Below are 25,707 nucleotides of genomic sequence, written 5' to 3'. Positions count from 1 at the left end.
TAATACATGGCTGACAATGCTGAGAACAATTCCGAAGACGAGTTCCGCGACATGATGCGGGACTTCCTCTCGGGCGATGGCGAAATCGATCCCGCGAAGCTGGCGGGTGCGGCAGGTTTGCCCAATGATCCCGCGATGATCCAACAGCTGCTGAGCCAACTGCAGAACGCCCTCGGCAAATCGGGCGATGGCATCAACTGGGATATTGCCCTTGAGCAGGCCAAGAACTTGGCATCTCAGAGCACCGTCGTCTCTCTCCCCGCCGAACGCAGCAAGCTTGAGCAGGCCATGCACGTCGCTGCCCTCTGGCTCAATGAGGTCACCGACATCTCCGAGCTCACGGTGGAACCCAAGCTGCTCAGCCGCAGCGAATGGGTCACGATCACGATGCCCATCTGGACCCAGCTTGCGGAGCCCGTCGCCAACTCCATCGCAAACTCATTCACCGACGTTCTCAAGCAGAACGCTCCCGAAGAGATGACCGACATGCTCTCCGGAGCGAGCAAGATGATGCGCAATATTGGCGGCACTCTCTTCGCTATGCAACTCGGCCAGGTCGTTGGCCAACTGTCGAGCGAAGTCGTTTCTGGCGGCGACATCGGCATCCCCCTCTTCGACGAGCAGCAAGCCGTGCTCGTTCCGCAAAGTGTCTTCGCTTTCGGCAACGGTCTCGACCTTCCCGACAGCGAGATTCACCTGTACTTGTCGGTGCGCGAGCTCGCGCACGCTCGGTTGTTCCGCCACGCGAAGTGGCTGCGCCTGCAGTTCATGACGTCGGTGACGGCGTATGCCCACGACATCCACATTGATTCGGATGCCATTGCCGAGCTCGCGAGCGACTTTGACCCCAACAACCCTGAAGAGTTGCGCGATGCCATGACGAATGGTTCGCTCATCCCGCCGAAGAGTGAAGAACAGCGTGAGGCTCTTGAGCGTCTCGAAACCGTTCTCGCGCTCGTGGAGGGGTGGGTGGATGTCGTGACCGCGGCCGCCACATCTCGCCTCCCTGCCCGCGAAGCTATCGCCGAGACGGTGCGACGCCGTCGTGCTTCCGGTGGTCCAGCAGAGTCGGCGTTCGCGACCCTCGTTGGTCTCGAACTGCGCCCTCGCCGTCTGCGGGAAGCCGCGGCGATGTGGCAGCACGTTACGGATGAGCTTGGCGCGGAGCAGCGGGATTCGCTGTGGTCACACCCCGACCTCATGCCCACTGCCGCCGACATAGATGACCCCGCTGCTCTCGTAGCGCGCTTGCGTGACGGTGGCAGCACTCCGGATGACATCGACCAGGCCATCAGCGACCTCTTGAACGATGAATCAGGTGACCGCCCGCACGAGGGCGACAACTCCTAGAACGGTTTCTCCCATCGTGGCCCGCGAGCGATCGGGGGTTCTTTGCTGACCGTTCATATTCATGCTGTGGAATCTTCACACTGACCAATCGGACAGTTGTGCACAATGGGCACATGATCCTGCGCGTAGACCCCCGACTACCGCTTGTGTGGCGGTCCCCCACCAGTGCCCAATTTGGCATCGACCCACCCGTTGTCGTGCTGCCCAACGTGACCGAAGCGCAGGAGAAAATTCTCTCGGCGCTGGTAGCCGGCATCAGCCGCAGTGGCCTCGAGATGCTGGCCAGCACTCACCCGCATGAGTGCAATGACCTCATCGATGCTCTGTCGAAAGTTCTCGTGGCGACTCCCCCGCAACCGCCGAGTGCCCAAGTTGCCGTTCTGGGCTCGGGTGCCCTCGTCGATTCGATTGCCGAGATCCTTTCCGTGAGCGGAGTGACCGTCGAAGTCGCCGCCACCCCTCACGGCCTCAGCCAGCCCGACCCTGACCTCGCAATCCTGGTGGGTCACTTTGTGATCCCGCCGTCGGTGCACTCGCACTGGTTGCGCCGCGACATCCCGCACCTGCCGGTTGTGATCTCAGACTCCGCTGCCGAAGTGGGGCCCGTCGTCACTCCCGGGATCACCGGATGCCTGCTCTGCATCGACATGCACCGCCGCGATGCCGACCCGTCGTGGCCCGCCATCGCCACTCAACTAATGGGGCGCACCTCGCTTGCCGAAACCCCAACGCTCGTGGCGGAGGCTGCGGCTGAAACAAGTCGCATGGCCCTGCACCGTCTCGGGCGCATCGGGTACACCGTCTTCGACCAGACCCCGGCCGATGCCACGTCGTCCGTGCGGATCGATCACGCCACGGGCCGCCGTGATGAAAGCTTGCGCTTTCGGCATCCGGACTGCGGCTGCCAGCACGTCTCGAACGTTACGAGCGCTGAGTCCGATCCCGAACGTCGTCGAGGAAGCGACTGGGGGCGCGACGCCCACCCCGGCCTGTTTGTGCACTAGCCGACCACGACATCCCGAGCGAACGACGAGCACGAGTGATGCCGACGTACAGCAGTCGTCGCTCTTCGTCGATCGCTTCCGGCGTGCGCGCGTAGCTGATCGGCAGCAATCCTTCGTTGAGCCCGATGAGGTGAACGCAGTCCCACTCGAGGCCCTTGGCAGAGTGCAGGGTCGCGAGGTTCACGGCTGAACGCAGCGGTTCGTTGTTGCTGCTCTGGCGGTCGACCAGATCGGCCACAAACTCCCGCAGGGTGACTTCGGGCGCAGCATCCTCGGCCAGCCGCATGATCACATTGAGCGATTCCCAGCGTTCGCGAACCGCACCGGCGGTCTCTGGCGGATCCTGCGACCAACCAATCGAACGCAGGATGTCGCTGACCGACTTGAAAAGCGGCTCGGTAGCCGTGCTGATCGACGCTCCGCGCAGCAGCATGATCGCCTCTTTGACTTCGCGCTGATCGAAGAAGCGCGTAGCTCCGCGCACCAAGAATGGAACTCCCGCGGCCGAGAGCGCCGCCTCAATCGGTTGAGATTGGGCGTTGATGCGGTACAGCACGGCGATCTCTTCCGGGCTCGTGCCTGCCGCAATCTGCGCCGAGATAGCGTCGGCGATCGCCGTCGCTTCAGCGTTGTCATCGTCATAGCCGGTTACCTGAGGCGTCGACGAATGTTCCGTCGTAGCGGCCTGCAGGGTGAGCGCGCCCTTCTGATTCGTCATCAGTCGGTTCGCGGTGTGAACGATTTCGGGCGTGGAGCGGTAGTTGCGCTCAAGACGCAGCACCGCCGCATTGTCGTGCTGCGAGGCGAAGCGCAACAAGAACTCCGGGCTTGCTCCAGCGAAGGAATAGATGGTTTGGCTCACATCGCCCACAACGCAGAGGTCGTCGCGGTCACCAACCCACAGTCGCAACAGTTCGTGCTGCAGGGGCGAAACGTCCTGGTACTCGTCGACCACGAAGAAGCGATACTGCTCGCGCACCTGCTGCGCAATGCGCGGCTCGGCTTCGATCATTCCGGCGGCAGCCAACAACACATCTTCGAAGTCGATCTGGCGGCGGGCATCCTTGATCGCCTCGTACGCCGTCTGAAGCTCGACGAGGCGGTCGATAGTGAGAGCGGCGGGAGGCGTACGACCGGCGTTGCCGTATTGCTCTACCGACATCCGCGAGGTCTTTCGCCACTCGATCTCGGCGGCAACATCGCGCAACGTTGCGGTATCCAGCTTGAGCTTGAGCGAGTCGGCAGCGTGGGCGATCATGCGTGCTTTGCCTTCGAGCAAGCGCGGCATGGTTCCGCCGATCGTCTGGGGCCAGAATGCGTTCAGTTGCGACAGCGCCGAGGCGTGGAACGTGCGAGCCGCGACGCCATCGGCACCGAGGGAACGGAGCCGCCCGCGCAGCTCGCCAGCAGCCCGATTGGTGAAGGTGAGGGCCATGACTCGACCGGGAGGGTACACACCCGTCGCGACGCCGTACGCAATGCGATGAGTAATGGCGCGGGTCTTACCCGTGCCGGCACCAGCCAGCAGGCACACGGGACCGAGCAGCGTTTCTGCGGCTTGGCGCTGGCCTTCATCTAGAGCGTCGAGTAATGCGTTGGCGTCAAGCGTCACGGTTGTTCGTCAATCGGTTGGCCGTACCAGTGCTCGATGATTGCACGTGCAATCGACGAGTGCCCTGGCAGACGGATGTCGTTCAAGGAGTGTGCAAGTTCATCCCGGCTGAACCAGCGCAGGTCGAGAATTTCGGTGCCATCCGGAGCGCCGGACCCGGTGAACCCGGGAGCGACCGAGGCGGTGAAACCGAGCATGAGCGACGCCGGAAAAGGCCACGGCTGGCTACCCAGGTAGACCGGGTCGACAACGGGCACACCCGATTCTTCGAAAATTTCGCGCTGCACGGCTGATTCCAAAGACTCCCCTGGCTCCACGAAACCCGCGAGCAGCGAGTAGCGGTTGGATTCCCAGAGCGCGTTGGAACCGAGCAAAAGACGGTCGTCGTTGTCTGTGACACCGACAATGATCGCGGGGTCGGTGCGAGGGTAGATTTCCAGCTTGGAGGCCACATCGCGGCGCACCCAGCCCGCCTTCTCTACGACAGTCGGCTCCCCCGTGCGCGGCGAGAACAAGTGCGAAGAGTGCCAGTTCAAGATCGCCAACGCCTCGGTGAAGAGCCCCGCATCCCGATCGCTCAATTGCGTGGCAATGCTGCGCAGATTGCCCCAGTTTGCCTCGGCAAAGTGCCCGGCATCCTCAAGCTCAACGGTCACGATGGGAGTGCCATGGGGCTCGGGACTTGTCTCAGATGTCGACCGCCCCAAGTAGACACTCGTGTGGCCGCGCTCGATCGCATCCGGGTGCAGCAAGGCGAGAGAACCATCGGCCGCCAGCAGCGCCGACCCATCAAAAATAGGCAGCACGCGCGTCGCCGAGTCACGCCACAAACGATCAAGAAGACGTGGATCTTCTCGAGCTAAGTGGTCACGATCAATCTCATATCGCGACAGCGGCAGCCGCGAAAGAAAAGATTGTGACATGTATCGACCCCGTCCCAAGTGCGTGGCGTACGGCAAATGCACGCCAGAGCGACCTACCCTGAGTGTTATGGCCAGATCACATCTCACTCTAGCCGCGCTGGCGACCTCCGCTGTCGAGGGACTCGAAGTCGCCGCAGCTGCCCCGTTCGGCACCGGTAACGGCAACGACTTTGACTCGGCGCTCATCACCGACCGCGCCGGCAAGCACTGGATTATTCGAGTGCCCCGAAACGCTGCGGCCGAGAATGTGCAATCGGCCGACCTCGTTGCGTTGCGCGCCCTCAGCGCCGGAGTACGCACCCGCCTCCCCTTCGCGGTCACGAGCTACGCCGGCCAGGTTGCCGTCGGTCAGACCCGTGGCATCGTCTACGAATTCGTTTATGGCAACAAAGTTCCCATGCGCTCGTACACGACCGGGCCCAACTCGCTTGCGGCATCGATCGGTACCGCAATCGCCGCGATTCACGCTCTGCCGACGAGCTTTGTAGCGGATGCCGGACTCCCCGTTCAGACGGCGGGCGAAGCATTGCGCTCGTGCATTTCCATCATCGACCGCGCTGCCGCCACCAAGCTCGTGCCGGCCGCGCTGCTCGCACGCTGGCGCGAAGCGACCGAAGACTCCAAGCTGTGGCAGTTTCAGCCGACCGTCGTGAACGGTTCGCTTGTTTCTGATTCCTTCTTGAGCGCCGACAACGCCGTTACCGGTGTACTCGGCTGGCAAGACATCAAGGTGGGCGACCCGGCAACAGACCTGCAGTGGTTGCTCGGACCGCGCAACGACGCGATTATCGACACTGCCTTTGGGGCGTACGCGGATGCTCGGGGAGCTGGTGACCGCCAGCTCAAGCAGCGCGCCACTTTCTACGCCGAGCTCTCGGTCGCGAAGTGGCTGTTGCACGGCACCGAAGTACGCAGCACCGAAATCGTGGACGACGCCGGCGAGATGCTGACGACGCTGCTCGACGACATCCGTGATGACGTGATGAACCCCATCAGCGCCAACACCATGCCGACCATGGCGGTTGACGAAGTTGAAGCCATGCTGCGCAAGGACAACCGCGCGGTCTAAGGCTGTGGCCCTGCTCTGCGGGGCGGCGCTGTCTCGCTGGTGAAACGAGCATCGCACCTTCGCTACTTTTCGGAGCGCCGTTTCGATGCCGACCGGCGAAGCAGTGACGAGCGCAGCGTGCGAAGCCGATTGCGCTTGGGGGCTGGATGCGCGGCAACCGCTGCAGCGTCGGCATCCACGATCGTGATGGGCTCCGTAATCGCCCGCGACTGATGCTGCGGCACAATCGCGACCCAGCGTCCGTTGCGGCGCGGAGCAACCTTCACGGTCAATCGACCGGAGCGAGCAAGTACGATCGCGATACCGATAGCGACCGCGGCGGGAACGCCACCGGCAATCACGAAGGCGAGCTTGGCGCCCCACAGCTCGGCGATTGTTCCCATGAGCGGGCCGCCAACGGCTTGGCCACCCAGGATCACAATGACCCAGAAGGCCATGACACGACCGCGAATCACGAGGTTCGACGAGAGTTGCACCATTGTTTCGGCCGCGGTCATGAGCAGCAGACGGCTCAGCCCGATACCGATGAGCACGCCGAGGAACAGTCCGTAGACGGGCACTATGCCGGCGAGCATCATCATGAGGCCGTAGAGCACTGCACCGAAGATGATCGTGCGCAGGCGGAGGCTGGCGCGGCGAGCCGAGGCGAGTGCTCCGAGAAGCGCGCCGATGGCGGCCAGCGAGTTGTAGAGGCCATAACCACTAGCCCCGGTGTCGTAAACGGTGTTGGCCATCGCGGCGAGAAGCGTCGGCATCGGCATCCCGAACACAGCGACGACGAACACCATGATCATGGTCCAGAAAAGCGTTGGCTTGGCTTTGATGTAGCGGATAGCTTCGCGGATCTGCCCCTTGGCTTCGGGAGCCCGCGGGGCGATCAGTAGCTCGTTCTTGCGCATCGAGGCGAGGATGATGACGCCGATCACCACAGCGACGGCGTTGATGCCGATGGCCCATCCTGAGCCCGCAGCCACAATGAGGACACCGCTGAGGGCGGGGCCTAGGAAGGCACCCGAGTGGAAGATCGACGCGTTGAGGCTGATCGCGTTGCGCAAGTGGCGTGGGCCAACAAGTTCGTTGACGAAGACCGCGCGCGCCGGGTTGTCGAAGACTTGGATGATGCCCATGAGCAGCACGAGAAGGTAGACCAGCCACAGCTGGGCGACTCCCATGATCGTGACGATCGCGAGAGCGAGACTGAGCAGGCCGATGATCGACTGCGCGACCATGAGGGTGGCACGCTTGTCGAAGCGGTCAGCGATCACGCCCGCGTAGGCGCCGAGCACAATCGTGGGCGTGAACTGAATAGCGATCGTCAGCCCCACGAGGGCAACGTTGCCGGTGAGCTCAAGAACAAGCCAGTCCACGGCGATGCGCTGAACCCACGCCGCGGTATAGGCGATGAACTGAGCGATCACGTAGAGGCGGTAATTGTGCAGCCGCAGCGAGCTGAAGGTGTCGCGCCAGAGTGGGCGCTGCATGACCGCCGAGATGGGAACTGTCGCGGGGGACGTCTCAGATGGCATACTCACGCCCTCAACCGTATTGTCTCCCCGCTCATTCCACGGCATAATCGAGCCTATAAATTCAATTACGTTTCGTAATGGAGCATTGTGTTCGACCCCGTACTTCTCAAATCTTTTGTCGCTGTCGCTGAGAACCGCAGCTTCACGGATGCCGCTCGCACGCTAGAGCTCAGCCAGCCGACGATCAGTCAACACATTCGCAAGCTCGAAGCTGCCGCGGGGCGCATCCTCGTGATGCGCGACACCCGCGCCGTCTCGCTCACCGACAACGGCGAGGCAATGCTCGGCTTTGCCCGTGCGATCTTGGCTGCTGAAGATCAGGCAGTAAAGTACTTCACCGGTTCCGCCATGCGCGGTCGACTTCGTTTCGGTTCCGCCGACGACCTGGCACTCACGCAGTTGCCGCGCATCCTGCGAGACTTTCGGCAGTTGTATCCGCACATCAACCTCGAACTCACGGTGAGCCAAAGCGGAAACCTCGTTCGCCGCTTGCAAGCGGGCCAGCTCGACCTCATCTTCGTGAAGCAGGATGCTGGCGCCGAGGGCGGGCGCCTTGTGCGCCGCGACCGGATGGTGTGGCTCGGGCACAAGAGCATGACGCTCGAAGCGGGCTCCCCCGTTCCCCTCATCGCCTACCAAGCCCCCAGCCTCGGTCGCGCCTATGCCATGCGGGCGCTCGAGGCGGATGGCCGCACTTGGCGCATTACGTGCAACGTGAAGGAAGTGAACGGCGCGCTTGCCGCGGTTCGGGCCGGAATTGGCATTGCGGTGTTTCCGCAGTCGCTCATCCCTGCCGACCTAGCGCAAGTGCCGGCGTCGTTCGAACTGCCCGAGCTGGGAGACGTGGACTTCGTGCTGCTCGATAACCCGATGGCCGCTCGCGAACCCGTGGAGGCGCTGAGCACGGCCATCCTGAGCCGCCCGGTTCAGCGCCGGGCCTAGCCGCCGAAGCTTGGCGCGGTGCCGACCGATCCGGCCCACGCCTGCCGCAGTTCGTTCTCGCTCGAGATGTGCGTGGGGCGAATGACGGTGTCGTCGGCCACGAAATAGAACGCGGCATCGATCTTGTCGGGAGCGATGCCCTTCCACTGCGCGTAGGCGAGGCGATACAGCGCGAGCTGCAGTTGCTTCGCTTCGAGATCGGCCGCATCGCGCGGCGCGCGGCCGGTCTTCCAGTCGACGATTTCGTAGCGGTCGCCGTCGGCGTACACGGCGTCAATCTTGCAGATGACGACGCGGTCGCCGAAGGGAACGTGAATCTCGATTTCGACGTCGACCGGTTGCCGCGTGGCCCACGCTGAGCGCTCGAACGTTGCTTGCAACTCGGCGAGCTTCGCAGCATCCGCAGCACTGTCGTCGTCGGTGCCGTCGAGTTCAAGCGCGAAGGCGTCGAGCGTTTCGGTGGATGCCGAAGAACCGAACCGTGATTCGACCCATTCGTGAAATTGGGTTCCGAGTCGCGTTGCCCGGTAGGGCTTCTCGGGCATGGGACGACGAAGCGAGAGCGCGACGGCTTCGGGATCAGCGATGTAGTCCTTGAAGCGCGACGCGGGGATGCGCTGCGGCAGCGGGGTGCGTCGGGCTTCGCTCGCGGCACGGGCGCGCTCGGCGAGTAGCAGGTCGATCTCGTGCGCCCAGAGGCCGTCGGCGCCAGGGTCAGCGGTCGTGACGAGCTGCGCGGCAGCTTCGACGGTGGCTCGACGGTTGCCGAGAGGGTCGAAGGGCCAGAGCGGATCAACGACGTCGTTGAGCGTGGGGTTTTCGTCGTTCACGGGGTCGCTCGGCAGTTCGCCGATCAGTTCATGTTCCTGAAGTTCTTGCAGGAAGGTGCTCGGGGCTTGCGGTTTGCTGCGGCTCGACCAGAACGATCCGGTGAGCAGCAGGTTGTCGCGGGCGCGGGTGATCGCCACATAGCCGAGTCGTCGCTCTTCGGCTTGGTGGCGGTCGGCCAGTGCCGCTTTGAACTCTTTGAGGGAGCCGTCGAAGTCTGACTGGTACTGAGCGTTTTCCCACTCAAGTTCGGGGAGTTCGGCAGCGTCGCCGCGGAAAGCAAACGGCAACTTGCCGAACGAGACCCAGCCCTTGCCCTCTCTCGACGTCGCGGGAACTTCGCCATCAACGAGGCGCGGCACGGCCACGAGATCCCATTCCAAACCCTTAGACGCGTGAATGGTGAGCAGTTGCACGGTGCCGGCTTCGGCATCGTCGCTGCGTGGCCCCATCATGTCTTGCTGGGCAGCACGCCGCAGCCACGACAAGAAGCTGCCGAGGTTCGCTTGGTCGTCGCTCGCGAGAAACCCAGCGAGTTCATCGTGGAAGGCATACAGGTTGGCCATGCCCTGCGCTTGAGGACGGCTTGCGACGACCTCAATGTCGAGCAGCAGCTCTTGTTCGAGCAACCGAACGAGGTCGCCGAGCTCGAGCCCGGCCCGCGAACGGAAGAACGCCAGTTGTTTGGCGGCATCTTTGAGCCGCGAGAGCCCCTCGGGGCTGAATTTCTCGAGCTGCGAGTGGGAGGCGGGGGCTTCGCCGACGAAGTCGAGAGCATCGACAATGGATGCCGAATCATCGACGGCAACGGAGTCCTTCATCCGCTGCTTTACTTCGTCACTCAACTCGTGTTGGGAGACGGAGCGGCTCAGCAGCCAGCGCGACAGGTCGGCCAGAGCTTGCAAGTCGCGCGTGCCGATCGACCAGCGCGCACCCGAGAGCAGGCGTATGAGCTCGGAGCCCGCACTGGGGTCGTGAATGACGGTGAGCGCGCTGACGAGGTCAACGATTTCGGGGGTCGACAGGAGGCCGCCGATTCCGAGCACGTGGTAGGGAACGTCTTGGGCACCGAGCGCCGTGGCAAAGCGATCCATGTCACTGCGGCGCCGGAACAGGATGGCAGCGGTCGGCGGTTCGGGGGCGGCGGCATCCGGGTCGGGGTTGTAGTGGTTCCACGCTTGCGGGGCGAGAGCGCGCGCGAACCACGTGGCGACGCCTGTCGCTTCTTCATCGATGTGTTCGTAGTAATACGCGTCGACAGAGCCAGCGGGTGCGGTGGGGCGAGCACCGAGAGATTCCACCCGCACGGGCGAACGCGCGCTGAGCGGCTCTACGATCACGTTGGCAGCGTCGAGCACCGACGTCGCATTGCGCCAGCTCGTGGAAAGCGCAAAGTACTGGGCATCCGCGTTCTCGGTGAAGTCGCGGCTGAAGCGGGCCAGGTTGGCGGCACTCGCTCCGCGCCAGCCATAGATCGACTGGTGCGGGTCGCCGACGGCCATCACGGAGTGGTTGCCGAAGAGACGTGCGAGCAGCCGGGTTTGCACAACGCTCGTGTCTTGATATTCGTCGAGCAGCACGACGCGGTAGCGGTCTTGGTAGTGGTCAACAACATCCTGTGAACGTTGAGCGACCTCAAGCGCGAGCGCCACCTGGTCGCTGAACTCGAGCAGGCCCTGCGCGCGTTTCTGCTGGGCATACTGCACGGCCAAGTCGAGCAGGGGCGCGAGGGACCCGATCTCAGCGACGGCATCGGTCACCGAGGCATACGGGGTTTTCTTGCGCGCGGTGTCGGCGTACGGAAGTTCTGAGATCTGGGTGAAGCGCTGCGCGTAGGCGGCCACATCATCCGCATTCGCCACGTTGTCGCTGAGGGCATGGCTGAGGTCGAGCACCGCTTCGGTGAGCGCGTTGATCGACTTCTCAAGACCCACGAGTCGCTCATCCGTGCTCGCCACAACGAGCTTGCGAGCAAGCTGCCATGACGAAGGATCATTGAGCAGCGTCGACTCCGGCTCGCGCCCGATGAGCAGTGCGTTCTCGGTGAAGAGTGCACTCGCAAACGAGTTGTAGGTCGAGATCGTCGGCTGGTCGAATTCGATCGATGCGGTCTCGGGCGTTGCTTCAAAACGCTCGGGATGCCGGTTCTGCACCTCGCGCAAGATGGCGATGCGCTCGCTCACACGCTTACTCAGCGAGCCCGCTGCCTTGCGCGTGAAGGTGAGGCCCAGAATCTGGTCGGGGCTCACAAAGTTGTTAGCGACGAGCCACACCACCCGGCTGGCCATGGTGTCGGTCTTGCCGCTGCCGGCACCCGCCACCACGAGCGCGGGCGACAGAGGCGCTTCAATCACTACTTGCTGTTGTGGGGTGGGCGCATGGATGCCCATGAGACCGGCGAGGTCAACGGACGAGATCATCGGGCACTCACCGCCGGCACGACGTGGATGCGGCAATTGCCAAAGCTCCACGGGTCGGTGCAGTGGCTGCTGACTCGAGCCACAAATACGCTGCCGGCCATTCCGCGGGCATCGTCGATCACGCGCTGTCGGAACAGTTCGAGCTCCTCGTCGTTCATGGGTTGCTGCTTGGGGTCGACGTAGTCGCGGGTCTTGGCCGAGGGCGAGAGCACAACGAGCTTGGCGCCGCCGTTCTCAAGCCCCTCGGGTACTCCCTCGATCGCCCCCGACGCGAAGGCCAGTTGGTAGGCCGCGAGCTGCGGATGATCGGCCACAGCCTTATCGGTCGATGGTTCGTTCTTGCCGGTCTTGAGGTCGACGATCACCGCGGTGGTGCCGCCGTACACCTCAACGCGGTCAATCTTTCCGCTCAACAGAGCCTGATCGAGGGGCAGCTTGAATTGCATCTCGTTGCTGATGAGTTCTCCCCCATCGGCCGCGAAGTCGCGCAGGTAGGTGGCGAGATGCTGCGTGAGTTTCTTGGCGCGCAGCTTTTCGGCCTCCGACTGCCAACTGGCTTCGAAGCTCATTTGGCTCCAGCGTTCTTCGACACCCTTGAAAAGAGCGTCGGCGCTAAAGTCTGTAGCCTTCTCCGCAACGTCGTGGATGAGCGTGCCAAGGTTCGAGGCGGTGTTCGACGTCGAGCCGCCCAGCTGGTCGATAGCCCAGTGCAAGGGGCAGGTCTCGAAGGACTCCATGCGCGAGGGCGAGACGCGCACTTCGGCATCCGGTTCGGTGAGGTCAACAAGGGGTTCGGTAGTGCTGGGAGTTCGCAGGCCGTACCAGGAGCGCGGATCGGCCCCGGGAACGCCTTCAGCGGCGAGCCGGGCCAGGGAGGATGCCGCGGCATCCGGATTCGCGCCGCTCGTCAGCTCGCGGCGAAGCACTCCCACGAGGCCACGCAAACTGAGGGGCGGGCGCGAGCGCACGGGTTCGTCCGGTTCGGGAATGAGGGCCAGGAACGGGGACGGCATGTTGTCGTCGCCGGCGACGGCAGTCACGATCACTTCGCTCGTTGCCCGCGACACCGCCTGCGCAAACATGCGCAGCTCGTCGTGCAACACTTCGCGGCGGCGGTCGGTAACGGCGAGCTGCTCCCCCGCGAGTACTCGAGGAAGGTCGTGCGCGCCCAGGAGGGAGCCACGCACGCGAAGGTTGGGCCACACGTTCTCTTGAAGTCCGGCAACGACCACGACATCGAACTCTTGACCGATGACGGATGCCGGGGTTCCGACGGTGACGGAATCCATGATCGAGCGAGCAGCGAGCGTGTCTTCGGCAACATCGGCCGAGAGCCATTCGTTGAGAAAGACGTTGGCGGGAGCATCCGGTCGACGTTCCACAAAACGCTTCGCTGAAGAGAACAGGGCGACGACGGCATCGAGGTGGCGGTTGGCTTCTTCAGCCACGACACCGGCGCCGAGCGCTTGCTCAAACCACCGATCGGCGAGCCCACTGCGCTGCCAGGCACCCCAGAGAAGCTCTTCAATAGTGTCGCCCGCGGCACCGGCCGCTGCGGTTTCTCGCAGATTCTTGGCCACTGCGGCAGCCTGGCGAGCAACGCGATTGTCGATCGTGACGAACCCAGCAGGCGCCGCCATCGCTTGCGCGATCAACTCGTCGGCCGAGTCGAAAATCTCTGCGCCCAATGCCTCGTGCCGCAACGCAGCCTTGAGGCGGCGCAGCGAGACGGCATCGAAACCGCCCACTGCACTGCACAGCAACTCGATGGCCGCCGCGGCATCCAGCGGGCGACGTTCCAAGGCCAGTTCAAGCAGCACGATGAGGCCGTTCACGCTGAACTCGTCGCGCACCGCACTGCGCGCGCTCGACACGCTCGTGACAACTTCGAGCGTGCGCAGCTGACGGGCGAGCGAGGGAATCAAGGACCCCGTGCGCACGATTACCGCCATGCGCGACCACGGCACCGACTCCAGCACATGCTTCTCGCGCAAGTGCCGCGCGATGAACGCCACCTCTTCGGCCGGGGTCGACAGCTGAAAACTGTGGATGCTCGAGGCCGCCGTAGCGACCGCCGGCGACTTGCGCTGCTCAATGAGCCCAGCCACGCCGATGCGTTGAGTGAGCGCCGTGACGGTCTGGCGCAATTCGGCGCTGTGCCGATGTACCGACGACAAGAACAGCGACTCGCAATTCTCCAGCGCCAAACGTGCTGCCCACTGCGAGAGCACTGCAGGCTGAGCGCCGCGGAATGACCCCGTCGTGAGGTCGGGGTCACCCAAGCCAATGATCGTGATGCCGCGAGACGCAAGCGCCCGCACGAGCGAAATCGTGGCTTCGGTGAGCTCGTGGGCGTCATCCACCACCACGAGCCGCAGGCGATCAATCGCGGCATAGTGACCGCCCTCAATGAGAGCCGCGGCTTCGGCAAGCAACTCGCTCGCATCGAAGTGCCGGTCACGATAGCTCGCCTTTACCGCATCGTAGACCGAAATGAAGGCGGATGCCGCCACCCATTCCGGCCGTTCGGTGCGTTCGCCCAGCGCCGCCAACTGTTCGGGAGTGACCCCGAACTCGACACAGCGCATCATCAGATCTCGCAACTCGGTGCGGAACCCGCGAAGGCGGCGAACCTCGGGATCGAGGTGCGCCGGCCAGGGCGCTCCCGCGCCATCGGCAATCTCCCCGGCGAGAAGGTCAGCAATAATCTGGTCTTGCTCGGCGCCGGTCAAGAGCGTGGGTGCGCCGTCACCGGCCACCGCCGCCGCTTCACGAATGACTTCGAATGCCAAGGAATTGGCCGTGCGCGCCAGCGGGCCAAGAGTGGGCGCATCAATGCGTGCGGCGAGACGATCACGCAAAGCCGTTGCGCTCTGACGAGTGGCCGAGAGCACCACGATCTGCTCGGGAGACCAGTCGCGCTCATGAACACGCTCAGCAACGAGCTCCACCAGAGTGGCGGTCTTACCCGACCCTGCCGCACCGACCACCACGGCGCTCACACCGTCAGCGAGATCGACAACTGCACGCTGCGAATCGTCGAGATTCAGCGGTGCGGGAGCCGAGACATCCGCTGGCTCTGGGGGCAAAGTGACCATGAATCAACGTTATCGGGATGCGCTGACAGTGAACGGGACATTCATCGCCCCGCGTTGTGTCGTAATCTGTGTTCGTGGACATAAGCATCGGTATCAACAACAGCCCCCGTGAGATCAACTTCGAGTCGGCACAGTCGGCCAGCGAGGTTGAGACCATCATTGCCGAGGCATTGAACTCGGATGCCAAGTACGTGAGCCTGCGCGACGCCAAGGGCAAGCTGTACATCGTTCCGACCACGGCACTCGCCTACGTCGAACTTGGCGAAGAAGAGTCGCGCCGCATCGGATTCGTGGCCTAACAGTGGAACTGCTGTTCGTCACCGTGATCGGTGCATCACTCGCGACCATCGTGCGCTACCTGCTGCCCTCGCGTGGCATGTACGGCATGGCCCTGTTGCCTGCCGTGGGCGCCGCTGTAACCGCAACGGTGTGGGTTGCTCTCGTGTGGGTCGGTTTGACCTTCGATGGCACCTGGATCTGGGTTGCGAGCCTTCTCGCCGGCGTTGGTGCTGCTGTAGCCACCGCGATCATGCTTCCGCGGTACCGCGAAGCTGCCGACGTGCGCGCCTTCGAAACGCTCTCGCGCGGCAACTAGAGCAGCCAGCTGCTAAGCCGTCGAGACCGAGCGGCTACCAGTAGACGGTCGCCACTAGACGGGCGCAACTAGGCGGTCAGGCCGAGCGCATCCATTCGGCGGGTGTGCGAAGCAACGAGCTCGGTGAAGACCGGCTCAACCTGAGCTTCGGTGTTGCGCGTGTGGTCGGGGAATACCAGCGCGGAACGCGCCAGCAGCATCATGTCGCCCATGAGGCGGCGGCCCCACATTGCCAGTCGCGAGTCGAGACGAGGGTTTTCGTCGATCGCGGCTTGCAGGAACTCGGCCAACACCTCCTCGCCCGATTCCCCGCGAAAGATTTCGACAAGACGAGTGTGGGATTCCGTCGGGAGTCCCGCAGCAAGGCGTGCGTAGAAGTCGTCAAAGAATCCCGCACTCAAGTAGGCCGAGATCAAGGATTCGTACCAGTCGGCGCCGCGAGCGATGCGATCGAACTCGTCGACCTCATCCGTAAAGCTGTCCATGACTTCAGCGGGCGAACCGCCGGCCTTGGTGATCTCGTCAACCAACTTGCGGTGCTTCGCCATCGACAGCTCGGCAGCTTTGCCGATTGCCGTCTTGGCGGCCGTCGTTGGCGCCGTCGAGATCACTCGCGAGAGGTTCTCGAAGATCATGAGTTGCACATACGCTGCACGCCCGAGGAACGCGAGGATGTCGGGAGCGAACTCCGCTAGGGCTATTTTTTCGGTCGCGGAGACGTCAGACCGTGACCGAAGGCGAGGCACTTCGATGCGACCTGGCTTGCGCGAAAACCACTTAACCACGCAGCCAGCTTAGAGCGTCTGGGTGCCCTACGTCTCTGCAACAACCCGCCTCGCCGCCGCAATTCACGGCCTCAGCCCAGCGCAACCCGCTAAACTGCGGGCATCCCCCCGACTCAGGAGGGGGTCCGGCGCCCCAGGTCAAAAAGGGCGCATCGCACCTAGACGGGCTTCATACGTGACTTTCTCAGAACTCAATATCGATCAGGACATGGTCGATGCACTTGCAACCAAGGGCATCCTCGAACCGTTCCCGATCCAAACCCAAACAATCCCTATGGGCCTCGCAGGCCAGGACATCATCGGCCAGGCCAAGACAGGTACCGGTAAGACGCTCGGCTTCGGGCTCCCTGTACTGCAGTCGCTCGGCACCGATCCTGAGCCCGGCGTGAAGGCCCTCATCGTGGTACCGACCCGCGAGCTGTGTGTTCAGGTAGCTGAAGACCTCGTGCTCGCAGCATCCAACCGCTCCACCAAGATCGCCGCTATTTACGGCGGCAAGGCGTACGAGGGTCAGGTCGAACAGATCAAGGCCGGCGCTCAAGTAATCGTCGGTACACCGGGTCGTTTGCTCGACCTCGCCAGCCAGCGCATGCTCTCACTCAAGGACATCAAGGTGATGGTTCTGGATGAGGCTGACAAGATGCTCGACCTCGGCTTCCTTGCCGACATCGAGAAGCTGTTCGCGCAGACGCCTCCCACTCGTCACACGATGTTGTTCTCGGCAACGATGCCCGGCCCGATCGTGGCTCTCGCTCGTCGCTTCATGAACAAGCCGATCCACATCCGCGCCACCGACCCCGACGAGGGCCTGACGCAGAAGAACATCAAGCACGTCGTGTACCGCGCTCACAACCTCGACAAAGACGAGGTCATCGCCCGCATCCTGCAGTCTGAGGGTCGCGGCAAGACCGTCATCTTCACGCGCACCAAGCGTGCTGCCGCCAAGCTCGTTGAAGAACTGAACGACCGTGGCTTCAACGCCGCCGCCGTGCACGGTGACCTCAACCAAGAGCAGCGCGAGCGCGCCATGGCCGCGTTCAAGGCGGGCAAGAAAGACATTCTCATCGCGACGGATGTTGCGGCACGAGGCATCGACGTCAACGACGTCACGCACGTGATCAACCACACCATCCCGGATGACCACGACACCTACCTGCACCGTGCTGGCCGTACCGGCCGCGCCGGCAAGACCGGTGTTGCTGTCACGTTCGTGGACTGGGCAGACATGCTCAAGTGGACGCACATCAACAAAGCGCTCGAAATGGGCATCCCCGAGCCCGTCGAAACTTACTCGTCGAGCCCGCACCTCTTCACCGACCTCGACATTCCTGAGGGAACCAAGGGCCGCCTGCCCGGATCGCACGCTCCGGCAGTGCGCGCTAGTGGTGCCGCTTCGGGTTCCGGAACGGGATCGGGCGGCGGTCGTGGATCGCAACGTGGTGGCGACTCCTCGCGTCCGCCCCGCAACCGCACCCGTTCAGGGTCGGGTTCGGCATCCGGTTCAGGATCACGATCGAGCGATGGCGGATCAGTAGCAAGCGCTCGCGCCGCTGACGACAACACGCGCCCCGAAGGCGGCGGAACGCACGACGGCGGAGCACCCGCTCGTCGCAAGCGCACTCGTCGTCGTCGCGGCGGCAGCGAGGGTGCACCGAGCACGCCTCCCACTGCCTAAGCAGCAGCAGCAGCAGCAGCAGCAGCACACTTCACACGAAAGCCCCGCACACTGTGCGGGGCTTTCGCCGTTAAGGCGGAGGCACGGCTGGAGAATCGGTGGTCCGAACCGGCGCGGCCGGAGAAACGGTTGCCGCTGGCCCCGGGCCGGCGGGCTCGTGCCGTTGGGCTAAGAACGCAGCGAATCGGCCGCGGCGCGCAGCGTGGTCGCAGATTCGGTTAGCTGTCGCAGTTCTTTCTCGCTGAACGTTGTCTCCTTGATGGGAGTTGCCCCCGAAGCGCTCACGATGCACGGCACGGAAAGCGCGACGCCGTCGATCCCGTGAAAGTCGGAGAGCACGGGAGCTACCGGCATGATGGAGCGCTTGTCACCGAGAATCGCTTCCACAATGTGGGCCGTCGAGAGACCGACCGCGTAGTTCGTCGCACCCTTGCCCTCGATCACCTTGTAGGCGGCGTCGCGCACGCTGATGGCGATCTCGTCGAGCTCTGCCTCGGTCATACGCGGATGCCCGTCACGCTGCCATTCGAGAACCGGAACGCCACCGATCGTGGCGCGCGACCACAGCGGAAACTCGGAGTCGCCATGCTCGCCGATGATCGAAGCGTGGACGCTCGAGGGCGAAACTCCGGCGCGCTCGGCCAACTTCCAGCGCAGTCGGGAGGTATCGAGAACGGTGCCCGAGGCGAAGAGGCGCTCGGGCGGCAGACCGGACTGCTCCTGCGCGAGCGCGGTGAGTACATCGCACGGGTTCGTGACGATGATGTAGATGGCGTTCGGCGCGACCTCCATCAGCTGCGGAATGAGCGAGCCGAGCATCCGCGCATTCACATCAGCAAGCTCCAGCCGCGTCTGACCCGGGTTCTGCTTGGCGCCCGCCGTGATCACGACCACGTGCGATCCGGCCGCAACGGAGATGTCGCTGCCGCCGATGATCTGGCTCGACCCCGTGAACTGGGTGCCGTGGGCGAGGTCGAGCACCTCGGCATCCACTTTCTTGGTCGCGATGTCGTACAGCGCGATCTGGCGGGCAGAGCCGCGAATCAGGGCAGCATAGGCGGCACTGGCGCCGACACTGCCGGCACCCACGATGGTCAGTTTGGAGTTCTCGACAACGCTCATGCGATTAGTGTGCCACGAGTGCCGCGAGAGAGTCGCAGGGTCGCCCTCACAACTCTAGGTAATAGCTGACCACACCGAGGAGCGGGACCATACCCGCCGCGAGAGCGTACAAGCCGGCGACGATTCGTAGCTGCCGCACGCGTCTCGTCATGTCCCCCACCGGGTCATAATCCCGGTCAGGCACGGTGCGGATCGCTCCTGTGCTTCCGGCGCTGTCCGAAGAAAGCGGTGATTCCACTCCGGATTCCTCAGCGTACGCCCCACTGCTCTCACTCGTCCGAGACAGTGGCGTGTACAAAGTGAGATTGCTTGCCTCTAGCAGCGCCGACGCCGCTGCGCGGCGCGACAACCTTGCAGCGTTCCAGACCCCTGGTAGCCGCACGAGAGCGAAGACGGGCGCGTATACCTGAAACGCAAAAAAGAATACGACGATCGGAATGATCGCTACTACAACCATGGTGGGCGTCGAAAGCGGAGATTTCCGGGCGGTCCTCATGTACTGATAGTGACAGATAATCACTCCTCCCACATGCAGTTCTTTCGAACGAGAGCTCGGCTAGGCGCGGGCTGTCGAAGCATGCGCGACGGCGGACTCGCTGCGGCATCCGACGATCGCGGGTGCTTGATGAATGAGAGCGTCGTTCGTGATCGCCTCCACCATGAAGAGGGCGAAGTCGGTACGCCGGGTGAGATTGCTCTCGAGAATGGGCGAGCCGACCGCCGAGCTCCAGACGGGCAGCCCTTCGCTTTCGCCCTCTTCGAGGTCGCTGCCGCGAACGAGAGTCCAGCGAGTATCGCTTGCAAAAATGCGCTCGGCAGCGCGGGTTTGGTCGGCAATGTCGACGGCACGTACGGCTTTGGCGAGCCAGGATGCGACTGCCACCGTCGCGAGAAAGCGTCGCGAATAGTGGTCAGCCGCGCTCGCCCGCACGTGCCAGCCGCACGAGAAAATCAGGCGGGCCCCGGTCGGAGCGAAGTCCATCACGGCTTGCGCAGTGCGCGAAGAGTATTCGCGCACACCCCACGGCGCGAGAACCGTCAGCACCGCTGCGCAGCCAGCGACGGCCCGCTCGATGACGGTGCGATCGGAGGTGTCGCCCGGGATAACCGTGATGCGGTCCCCGAAATGTTCGAGCTTCGCCACGCTCTGCGGTCGGCATACTCCCACCACTTCGTAGCCACGCTCGAGGGCGTGGGCTGCTAAATACTGGCCGAGCTTGCCGGAGATGCCGACGATGCAGACGCGCTGGCGGGACGGCTCGACGGCGGAACTACTCGTTTCAGGGGCAATCATGGTTTCCTCTCTCATAGACCTTACGCCGTAAGATTACCTTACGCAGTAAGATAGTCAATACCCCCCACGAGAAGGAGAACCCGAGTGGCAGAGCACAGCCGAGCGCGCAGTACGACAAAGCGCGCGCCGATCACCCGCGAAACCGTACTCGCCGCGGCGCTCGAGCTCGCCGATGCAGAAGGCGCTACCGCGCTCACGATGCGTAAACTCGCCGATCGCCTCGGGGTAGAAGCAATGTCGATTTACTACCACGTGCCCAATAAAGAGGCGATCCTCACGGGCCTTGTCGACCTCGTCTTCGCTGAAATTGAACTCCCGACGGCCGAACACGGCTGGCGACCGGCCATGCGCGATCGCGCTGTCTCCACTCGCACTGTGCTCGTGCGCCACCGCTGGGCGATCGGCCTCATGGACTCACGCCGAGACCCGGGCCTCGCAACGCTCCGACACCACGACGCCGTCATCGGCGCCTTCCGGGCCGGCGGTTTCTCGATCGCCGGCGCCGCCCATGCTTTCTCGGCGCTCGACAGCTACATCTACGGCTTCGTCCTGCAAGAACTCAGCCTGCCCTTCGAATCGTCCGAAGAACTCACCGAAGTCGCCGAGGGAATCGTCACCGAGATGCCGACCGGCGAGTTTCCCCACCTCACCGAAATGGCCGTCGGCCACGCATTACTGCCCGGCTATAGCTATGCCAACGAATTCGAGATCGGTCTCGATCTCATCCTCGACTCTCTCGAACAGCGACTGCCGCTCCCCGGCTGGGGCGAGAAAGCTATCAGCCGCTAGGAGGTCATCGCCGCGGCGAGCTGCGCGATGATGCGTTCGAGAATGGGGCGCGAGGTCGCCAGGTTCACGCGAATGTGGCCGGCACCAACAGCGCCATAGCCCACGCCACCATTGACCCGGATGCCCGCCTTCTCAGCCAACATCTCGGAAAGTTCTGGCTCGTCAGAGTAGGCACGCAAGTCAAGCCACGCCAAGTAGGTGCCCTGCATGGGAGCCATGCGAGCCTTGGGCAGGTGCTCGGCGAGCGCTGCCCGGGCGAACTCGATATTGCCCTCGATGTACTCGCGCACCTCGAGCAGCCACGGCTCACCGCGAAGGTACGCGGCCGTGTTGAGCTTCATGCCGGGTGTGCTGGCTCCGTGCGTGGCAAGCCAGCTCAGCGACTCCCACTGTGCGCGGTCGGCGTCGTTGCTGAGGATGATCTGCGCACACTTGAGCCCGGGCAGGTTGAAAGCCTTTGACGTGCTGGTGGCGGTGATCGCGGCACGCGCACCGGCATCCGAGACACTCGCCAGAGGCACGTGCTTGTTGCCAAAGAGGGCGAGGGGCGAGTGAATCTCGTCGCTAAAAATGCGCGCACCGTGAGCGTCAGCCACGTCGGCGAGCGCCACGAGTTCGTCACGCGAGTAGACCTTGCCGGTGGGGTTGCCGGGGTTGGCGAGAATCAGCAGGTTGGCGCCGTCAGCGAAGTGGCGGGCAATGTCGTCGAGATCGAGCGCGAAGCTGCCGTCATCGCCACGCAGCATCGGCGACTCGATGACTTCACGGCCGAAGTCCTTCGGCACAGCCAAGAAGGGCATGTACGCCGGAGTCGGCACGATGACCGCAGCGCCCGGCTTGCTGAACTTAGTGATCGCCAGTTCGAGACCCTTGAGCACGTCGGGCAGCGGGTGCACGTCGGTGGCGTCCAGCTCCCAGCCGTACTGCTCGCGGTGCCACTTCGCCGTTGCCGCGTTCATTTCGAGCGCGACCGACTCGTCGGGGTAGCCGAAGCCGAAGCGCTCAGCAATCGCAGCCCACTCCTCGAGCACGGCGGGCGCGGTGCCGTAATCCATTTCAGCAACGCCGGCACACAGCAGTTCGCCTTCGGGCGCGGTCCACTTGTTGCTTCCCCGACTGCGAAGCAGTTCGGGAGTCAGGGCGTTCCACTGTTCGGCGTTGGTAGTCATGAGGTCTCCTCCTGGGCGGGGTTAGCGCCGGCAATAAAAGGTTGTGATCCGGTGGCGCGCGCGATGAGCTTCTCGAGCACATCGGGAGCCGTAGTGTTTTCGGCGAGCCGGTTGGGCTTTCCTTCGCCGTGGTAGTCGCTTGAACCAGTGATTTCGAGCCCGAACTTCTTGACGACCGTCATCAGCCAGGCTTTGCCCTCGTCGGTGTTGTCGCGGTGGTGAACCTCAAGCCCGAAAAGGCCGTGGTCCACGAGCTCACGGATCACCGCGTCATCCATCGATCGATACTTTCCGTGAGCGGCCGGATGCGCGAGCACGGGCACTCCCCCGGCAGCGACGATCATCTTCACGCCTTCGAGCGGACTCGGAGCGTAGTACTTCTCGTAGTACCCACCCTGCCAGTGCAGGATGCTCTCGAACGCAGCGCTGCGGTTGGCGACGTGCCCTTTGCGCACAAGCGCGTCAGCGATATGCGGGCGACCGAGAGTCGTGCCGTCTGACGATTCGGCGAGCACGTCATCCCACGTCAGGTCGTAGTCGAGGGCAATCTTCTCAACGATGCGTTCAGCCCGCCGCAGACGGCCATCGCGGATGCGCGCCGTCTCGGTGACGATCGTGCGGTCGAGCGGGTCGAAGAGGTACGCCAGCACGTGAACGCTCGCGGGGCCAAAGTTGGTGCTCAGCTCCATACCCGGAATGACATTGATACCAGCCACGGATGCCGCAGAAATGGCCTCCTGCCAGCCAGCGGTGGAGTCGTGGTCGGTGAGCGCTACCGTCGCGAGCCCCGCCCGAGCAGCGGAACGAATCAGCTGGGTGGGGGTTTCGGTACCGTCAGACACGGCACTGTGAGTGTGCAGGTCGATCGGGGTGTTGAGCATTATGCAAGCCTATTGCTCTAGGCTCAGGTCGCTATGATTCAACGCTTTCTCGCGGCGATCTTTATACTCGCCACCGCTGCCGCCCTTATTGTCGCGGCGTGGCCTCAGCTGTTCTCTCTCGAACAGACGGTGGGTATTGCTCAGGTGGTCTCGCTGCGCGGGTTGAGTGCCGCCGCAGCCTTTGTTGCCGTGTTGGCGTTGACGCTCATTGCTCTCTTGTCGGCACGGATGCACCGCTTTGCGGCATCCCTCGCGGTGATCGGTCTCGCGTTCAGTGCGCTCTCTCTCGTGGTGCTGTCGACGCGTGGTTTCGGTAGCCCCGGTTTCGAGACAAAGGCCGACGGCGATGTGACGGTGCTGTCGTGGAACACTCTCGGTGATGCTCCCGGAGCGTCCGCGATCGCTGATCTCGCACTGGAGAACGACGCCGATATTGTTACGCTGCCCGAAACAACTCGCGAGATGGGCTTCGAGGTGGCGCAGCTAATGGCCGCCGCCGACCACCCCATGTGGGTGCACACGCTTGCCTATGATCAGGTCTCCAAGTCGCGTTCGACGACCGTGTTGATCAGTGTCGACCTCGGCGAATACGACGTCGATGTGCAGACACGCACAACCTCCACTCTGCCCAGCCTCGTCGCGACCCCTCAAGACCCCTCGATGCCCACGATCGTCGCCGTGCACGCGGTTGCACCCGTGCGCGGCGAGATGACGAACTGGCGAACCGACCTCGACTGGCTTGCCGAACAGTGCCGCGGCACCAACGTCATCCTCGCCGGCGACTTCAACTCGACCCTCGATCACTACGCATCGCTTACCGATGGGGCTGACTTTGCTCTCGGCAGTTGCACGGATGCCGCCTCCGTCACCGACAACGCCGCAATCGGTACCTGGCCGACCCAGTTGCCCTCGCTGCTGGGCGCCCCGATCGACCACGTCATGAGCACGAGCGAGTGGACGACCACGGGGATGCGCGTCATCGAGTCTCACGATGGTTTCGGCAGCGACCACCGACCGGTGCTCGCCATGCTCTCCCCTGCACAGTAAGCATCCAGCCTCGCGCCCCGCATCCGCAGCATTATGCGAACAGTGAGGGTCCCTCTCGATAGTGCGTTTTACCGCGCGAAGGGAGACACTAGAGGTATGGCAGATTCTTCGGCACCCAGCCCCCGCGCGACCTCTAACCGTTCCACGACGCCCCAGTCTTCGGGCTTCTCTGATTACATCTCTACGGGATGGGCTGAGCGGGTTGACGCTGAGGTTGTTCCCCGCGAGCAGGCCGCCTTCGCTGCTGCCCGCCGCGAGCGCCTCTCGCAGCTTCACCAGGGCCAGCGACTAATCATTCCGGCCGGTTCAGCCAAGGTGCGCTCGAACGACACCGACTACCCGTTCCGCGCGCACTCCACGTTCGCGCACGTGACCGGGTGGGGTTCGGATGTTGTTGCCGGCAGCGTTCTCGTAATGGAGCCCACGGCTGATGGCCACGACGCCACCCTGTACTTCCGTCCGGCCGCTGGCCGCGACACGAGCGAGTTCTACGCGAACCCGGATGTCGGAGAATTCTGGACCGGCCCGCGCCCGTCGCTCGCCAATGTCGCCACCGATCTCGGCGTTGCGACTCTGCCGCTGGCGGAGTTCGACGCTGTGCTCGACCGCGTTGATGCCACCACGCTGATCGTGCGCGACGCCGACCGCGATGTCACCGACCAGGTCGATGGCCGCCGCCTACTTGCCGCTGACTCCGAAGCTCTCGAGCACGATGGCGACGACGAGCTCAGCCGCGACCTGAGCGAGCTGCGTCTCGTCAAGGACTCCTACGAGGTCACCGAGATGCGTGCCGCCGTTGACGCCACCCAGATGGGCTTCAACGATGTTGTCTCTGATCTGCCCAACATCATCGAGCACAGCCGCGGTGAGCGCCTCGTGGAGGGCACGTTCAACCGTCGTGCTCGCGCCGAGGGAAACACTGTCGGCTACGACACGATCGCTGCCTCCGGCCCTCACGCGTGCGTGCTGCACTGGACTCGCAACGACGGTCCCGTGAAGCCGGGCGACCTCATCCTCATCGATGCTGGCATTGAGCTCGACAGCTACTACACCGCCGACATCACCCGCACCCTGCCCATTAGTGGCACGTTCACCGAGGTGCAGCGTCGCGTCTACGACGCCGTGCTCGAAGCGGCGGATGCTGCCTTTGCCATCGTGCGCCCCGGAATCAAGTTCCGCGACATCCACGCTGAAGCAATGCGCGTCATCGCCGAGAAGACCGCCGAGTGGGGCCTGCTGCCCGTGTCAGCCGAGGAGTCGCTGGAGGCGGACAAGCAGTTCCACCGCCGCTACATGGTGCACGGCACCAGCCACCACCTGGGCATCGACGTTCACGACTGCGCCGCCGCCCGCCGCGACATGTACCTCGACGGAATTCTAGAGCCCGGCATGGTCTTCACGATCGAGCCCGGCCTGTACTTCCAGCCCGACGACATCACCGTGCCCGAGGAATACCGCGGCATCGGCGTGCGCATCGAAGACGACATCCTTGTCACCGAAGACGGCGCTGAGAACCTGTCGGTCAACATCCCGCGCACGGCGGATGCCGTAGAAGCGTGGATCGCCCGCTCCTAGCTG

The 25,707-nt window shown here is 63.6% G+C and carries 20 protein-coding genes; 10 read left to right on the top strand and 10 right to left on the bottom strand.

What is annotated here, in order from left to right:
• Positions 1–6: 6 nt before the first annotated feature.
• A complete protein-coding gene (locus tag CLV85_RS11620) occupies positions 7–1,350 on the top strand; it encodes a zinc-dependent metalloprotease (protein ID WP_100389781.1) in 1,344 nt (447 codons plus the stop codon).
• A gap of 113 nt (positions 1,351–1,463) precedes the next feature.
• Positions 1,464–2,354 (top strand): hypothetical protein, encoded by an 891-nt coding sequence (locus tag CLV85_RS11615; RefSeq protein ID WP_100389895.1) that lies wholly within the window; start codon positions 1,464–1,466, stop codon positions 2,352–2,354.
• Here CLV85_RS11615 and CLV85_RS11610 read toward each other — a convergent pair.
• Both CLV85_RS11610 and nudC read right to left on the bottom strand, forming a co-directional pair.
• Positions 2,272–3,966, bottom strand: coding sequence for an ATP-dependent helicase (locus CLV85_RS11610; protein WP_100389780.1), 1,695 nt, complete (start codon positions 3,964–3,966; stop codon positions 2,272–2,274). The genes CLV85_RS11615 and CLV85_RS11610 overlap by 83 nt on opposite strands.
• Complete coding sequence (gene nudC, locus CLV85_RS11605) at positions 3,963–4,889, bottom strand: NAD(+) diphosphatase (protein WP_100389779.1); 927 nt, start codon at positions 4,887–4,889, stop codon at positions 3,963–3,965. Before nudC ends, CLV85_RS11610 begins: the two co-directional genes overlap by 4 nt.
• Before the next feature lie 67 nt (positions 4,890–4,956).
• On the opposite strand from nudC, the gene CLV85_RS11600 reads away from it, so the two are divergent.
• Positions 4,957–5,958 carry a phosphotransferase gene (locus tag CLV85_RS11600; RefSeq protein ID WP_100389778.1) on the top strand — a complete coding sequence of 334 codons (1,002 nt, stop codon included), beginning with the start codon at positions 4,957–4,959 and terminating at the stop codon, positions 5,956–5,958.
• A gap of 62 nt (positions 5,959–6,020) precedes the next feature.
• Here the strand turns inward: CLV85_RS11600 and CLV85_RS11595 are convergent, their stop codons facing one another.
• Positions 6,021–7,484 (bottom strand): MFS transporter, encoded by a 1,464-nt coding sequence (locus CLV85_RS11595; RefSeq protein WP_229820607.1) that lies wholly within the window; start codon positions 7,482–7,484, stop codon positions 6,021–6,023.
• Between the two features lie 87 nt (positions 7,485–7,571).
• On the opposite strand from CLV85_RS11595, the gene CLV85_RS11590 reads away from it, so the two are divergent.
• Complete coding sequence (locus CLV85_RS11590) at positions 7,572–8,426, top strand: LysR family transcriptional regulator (protein ID WP_100389776.1); 855 nt, start codon at positions 7,572–7,574, stop codon at positions 8,424–8,426.
• On the opposite strand, the gene CLV85_RS11585 is transcribed toward CLV85_RS11590, so the two are convergent.
• Positions 8,423–11,674, bottom strand: a complete 3,252-nt coding sequence (locus CLV85_RS11585) for an ATP-dependent helicase (protein ID WP_100389775.1) — start codon at positions 11,672–11,674, stop codon at positions 8,423–8,425. The two genes, CLV85_RS11590 and CLV85_RS11585, sit on opposite strands and share 4 nt — an antisense overlap.
• Positions 11,671–14,772, bottom strand: a complete 3,102-nt coding sequence (locus CLV85_RS11580) for an ATP-dependent helicase (protein ID WP_100389774.1) — start codon at positions 14,770–14,772, stop codon at positions 11,671–11,673. The genes CLV85_RS11585 and CLV85_RS11580 overlap by 4 nt, the downstream gene beginning before the upstream one ends.
• A 74-nt stretch (positions 14,773–14,846) precedes the next feature.
• On the opposite strand from CLV85_RS11580, the gene CLV85_RS11575 reads away from it, so the two are divergent.
• Both CLV85_RS11575 and CLV85_RS11570 read left to right on the top strand, forming a co-directional pair.
• Positions 14,847–15,071, top strand: a complete 225-nt coding sequence (locus CLV85_RS11575; RefSeq protein WP_100389894.1) for a DUF3107 domain-containing protein — start codon at positions 14,847–14,849, stop codon at positions 15,069–15,071.
• A gap of 2 nt (positions 15,072–15,073) precedes the next feature.
• Positions 15,074–15,367 (top strand): hypothetical protein, encoded by a 294-nt coding sequence (locus CLV85_RS11570; RefSeq protein ID WP_100389773.1) that lies wholly within the window; start codon positions 15,074–15,076, stop codon positions 15,365–15,367.
• Between the two features lie 68 nt (positions 15,368–15,435).
• On the opposite strand, the gene CLV85_RS11565 is transcribed toward CLV85_RS11570, so the two are convergent.
• Complete coding sequence (locus CLV85_RS11565; protein ID WP_100389772.1) at positions 15,436–16,152, bottom strand: ferritin-like fold-containing protein; 717 nt, start codon at positions 16,150–16,152, stop codon at positions 15,436–15,438.
• A 175-nt stretch (positions 16,153–16,327) separates the two neighbouring features.
• On the opposite strand from CLV85_RS11565, the gene CLV85_RS11560 reads away from it, so the two are divergent.
• The gene (locus CLV85_RS11560; protein WP_100389771.1) at positions 16,328–17,827 is read left to right on the top strand and encodes a DEAD/DEAH box helicase; all 1,500 of its coding nucleotides are present in this window, start codon (positions 16,328–16,330) and stop codon (positions 17,825–17,827) included.
• Positions 17,828–17,995: 168 nt separating this feature from the next.
• Here the strand turns inward: CLV85_RS11560 and CLV85_RS11555 are convergent, their stop codons facing one another.
• Entirely contained in the window at positions 17,996–18,949 is a 954-nt protein-coding gene (locus CLV85_RS11555) for an L-lactate dehydrogenase (RefSeq protein WP_100389770.1), read from the bottom strand.
• Between the two features lie 556 nt (positions 18,950–19,505).
• Entirely contained in the window at positions 19,506–20,243 is a 738-nt protein-coding gene (locus tag CLV85_RS11545) for an NAD(P)-dependent oxidoreductase (RefSeq protein WP_100389768.1), read from the bottom strand.
• Positions 20,244–20,327: 84 nt separating this feature from the next.
• On the opposite strand from CLV85_RS11545, the gene CLV85_RS11540 reads away from it, so the two are divergent.
• Positions 20,328–21,032: a TetR/AcrR family transcriptional regulator C-terminal domain-containing protein gene (locus CLV85_RS11540; RefSeq protein ID WP_100389767.1), complete on the top strand. Its 705-nt coding sequence runs from the start codon at positions 20,328–20,330 to the stop codon at positions 21,030–21,032.
• Here CLV85_RS11540 and CLV85_RS11535 read toward each other — a convergent pair.
• Positions 21,029–22,201: a MalY/PatB family protein gene (locus CLV85_RS11535; RefSeq protein ID WP_100389766.1), complete on the bottom strand. Its 1,173-nt coding sequence runs from the start codon at positions 22,199–22,201 to the stop codon at positions 21,029–21,031. The genes CLV85_RS11540 and CLV85_RS11535 overlap by 4 nt on opposite strands.
• On the bottom strand, positions 22,198–23,082 hold the full coding sequence (locus CLV85_RS11530; RefSeq protein ID WP_100389765.1) for a PHP domain-containing protein: 885 nt from the start codon (positions 23,080–23,082) through the stop codon (positions 22,198–22,200). Before CLV85_RS11530 ends, CLV85_RS11535 begins: the two co-directional genes overlap by 4 nt.
• Positions 23,083–23,115: 33 nt before the next feature.
• Here CLV85_RS11530 and CLV85_RS11525 point away from each other — a divergent pair, with 33 nt between their 5' ends.
• Positions 23,116–24,129 carry an endonuclease/exonuclease/phosphatase family protein gene (locus CLV85_RS11525; RefSeq protein WP_100389764.1) on the top strand — a complete coding sequence of 338 codons (1,014 nt, stop codon included), beginning with the start codon at positions 23,116–23,118 and terminating at the stop codon, positions 24,127–24,129.
• Between the two features lie 96 nt (positions 24,130–24,225).
• Positions 24,226–25,704 carry an aminopeptidase P family protein gene (locus CLV85_RS11520; protein WP_100389763.1) on the top strand — a complete coding sequence of 493 codons (1,479 nt, stop codon included), beginning with the start codon at positions 24,226–24,228 and terminating at the stop codon, positions 25,702–25,704.
• Positions 25,705–25,707 lie beyond the last annotated feature (3 nt).

It is taken from the genome of Salinibacterium amurskyense (assembly GCF_002797685.1).
GTDB lineage: Bacteria > Actinomycetota > Actinomycetes > Actinomycetales > Microbacteriaceae > Rhodoglobus > Rhodoglobus amurskyensis.
Note: the sequence above shows the minus strand (reverse complement) of the source record. Positions and strands in the feature narration are given on the sequence as shown.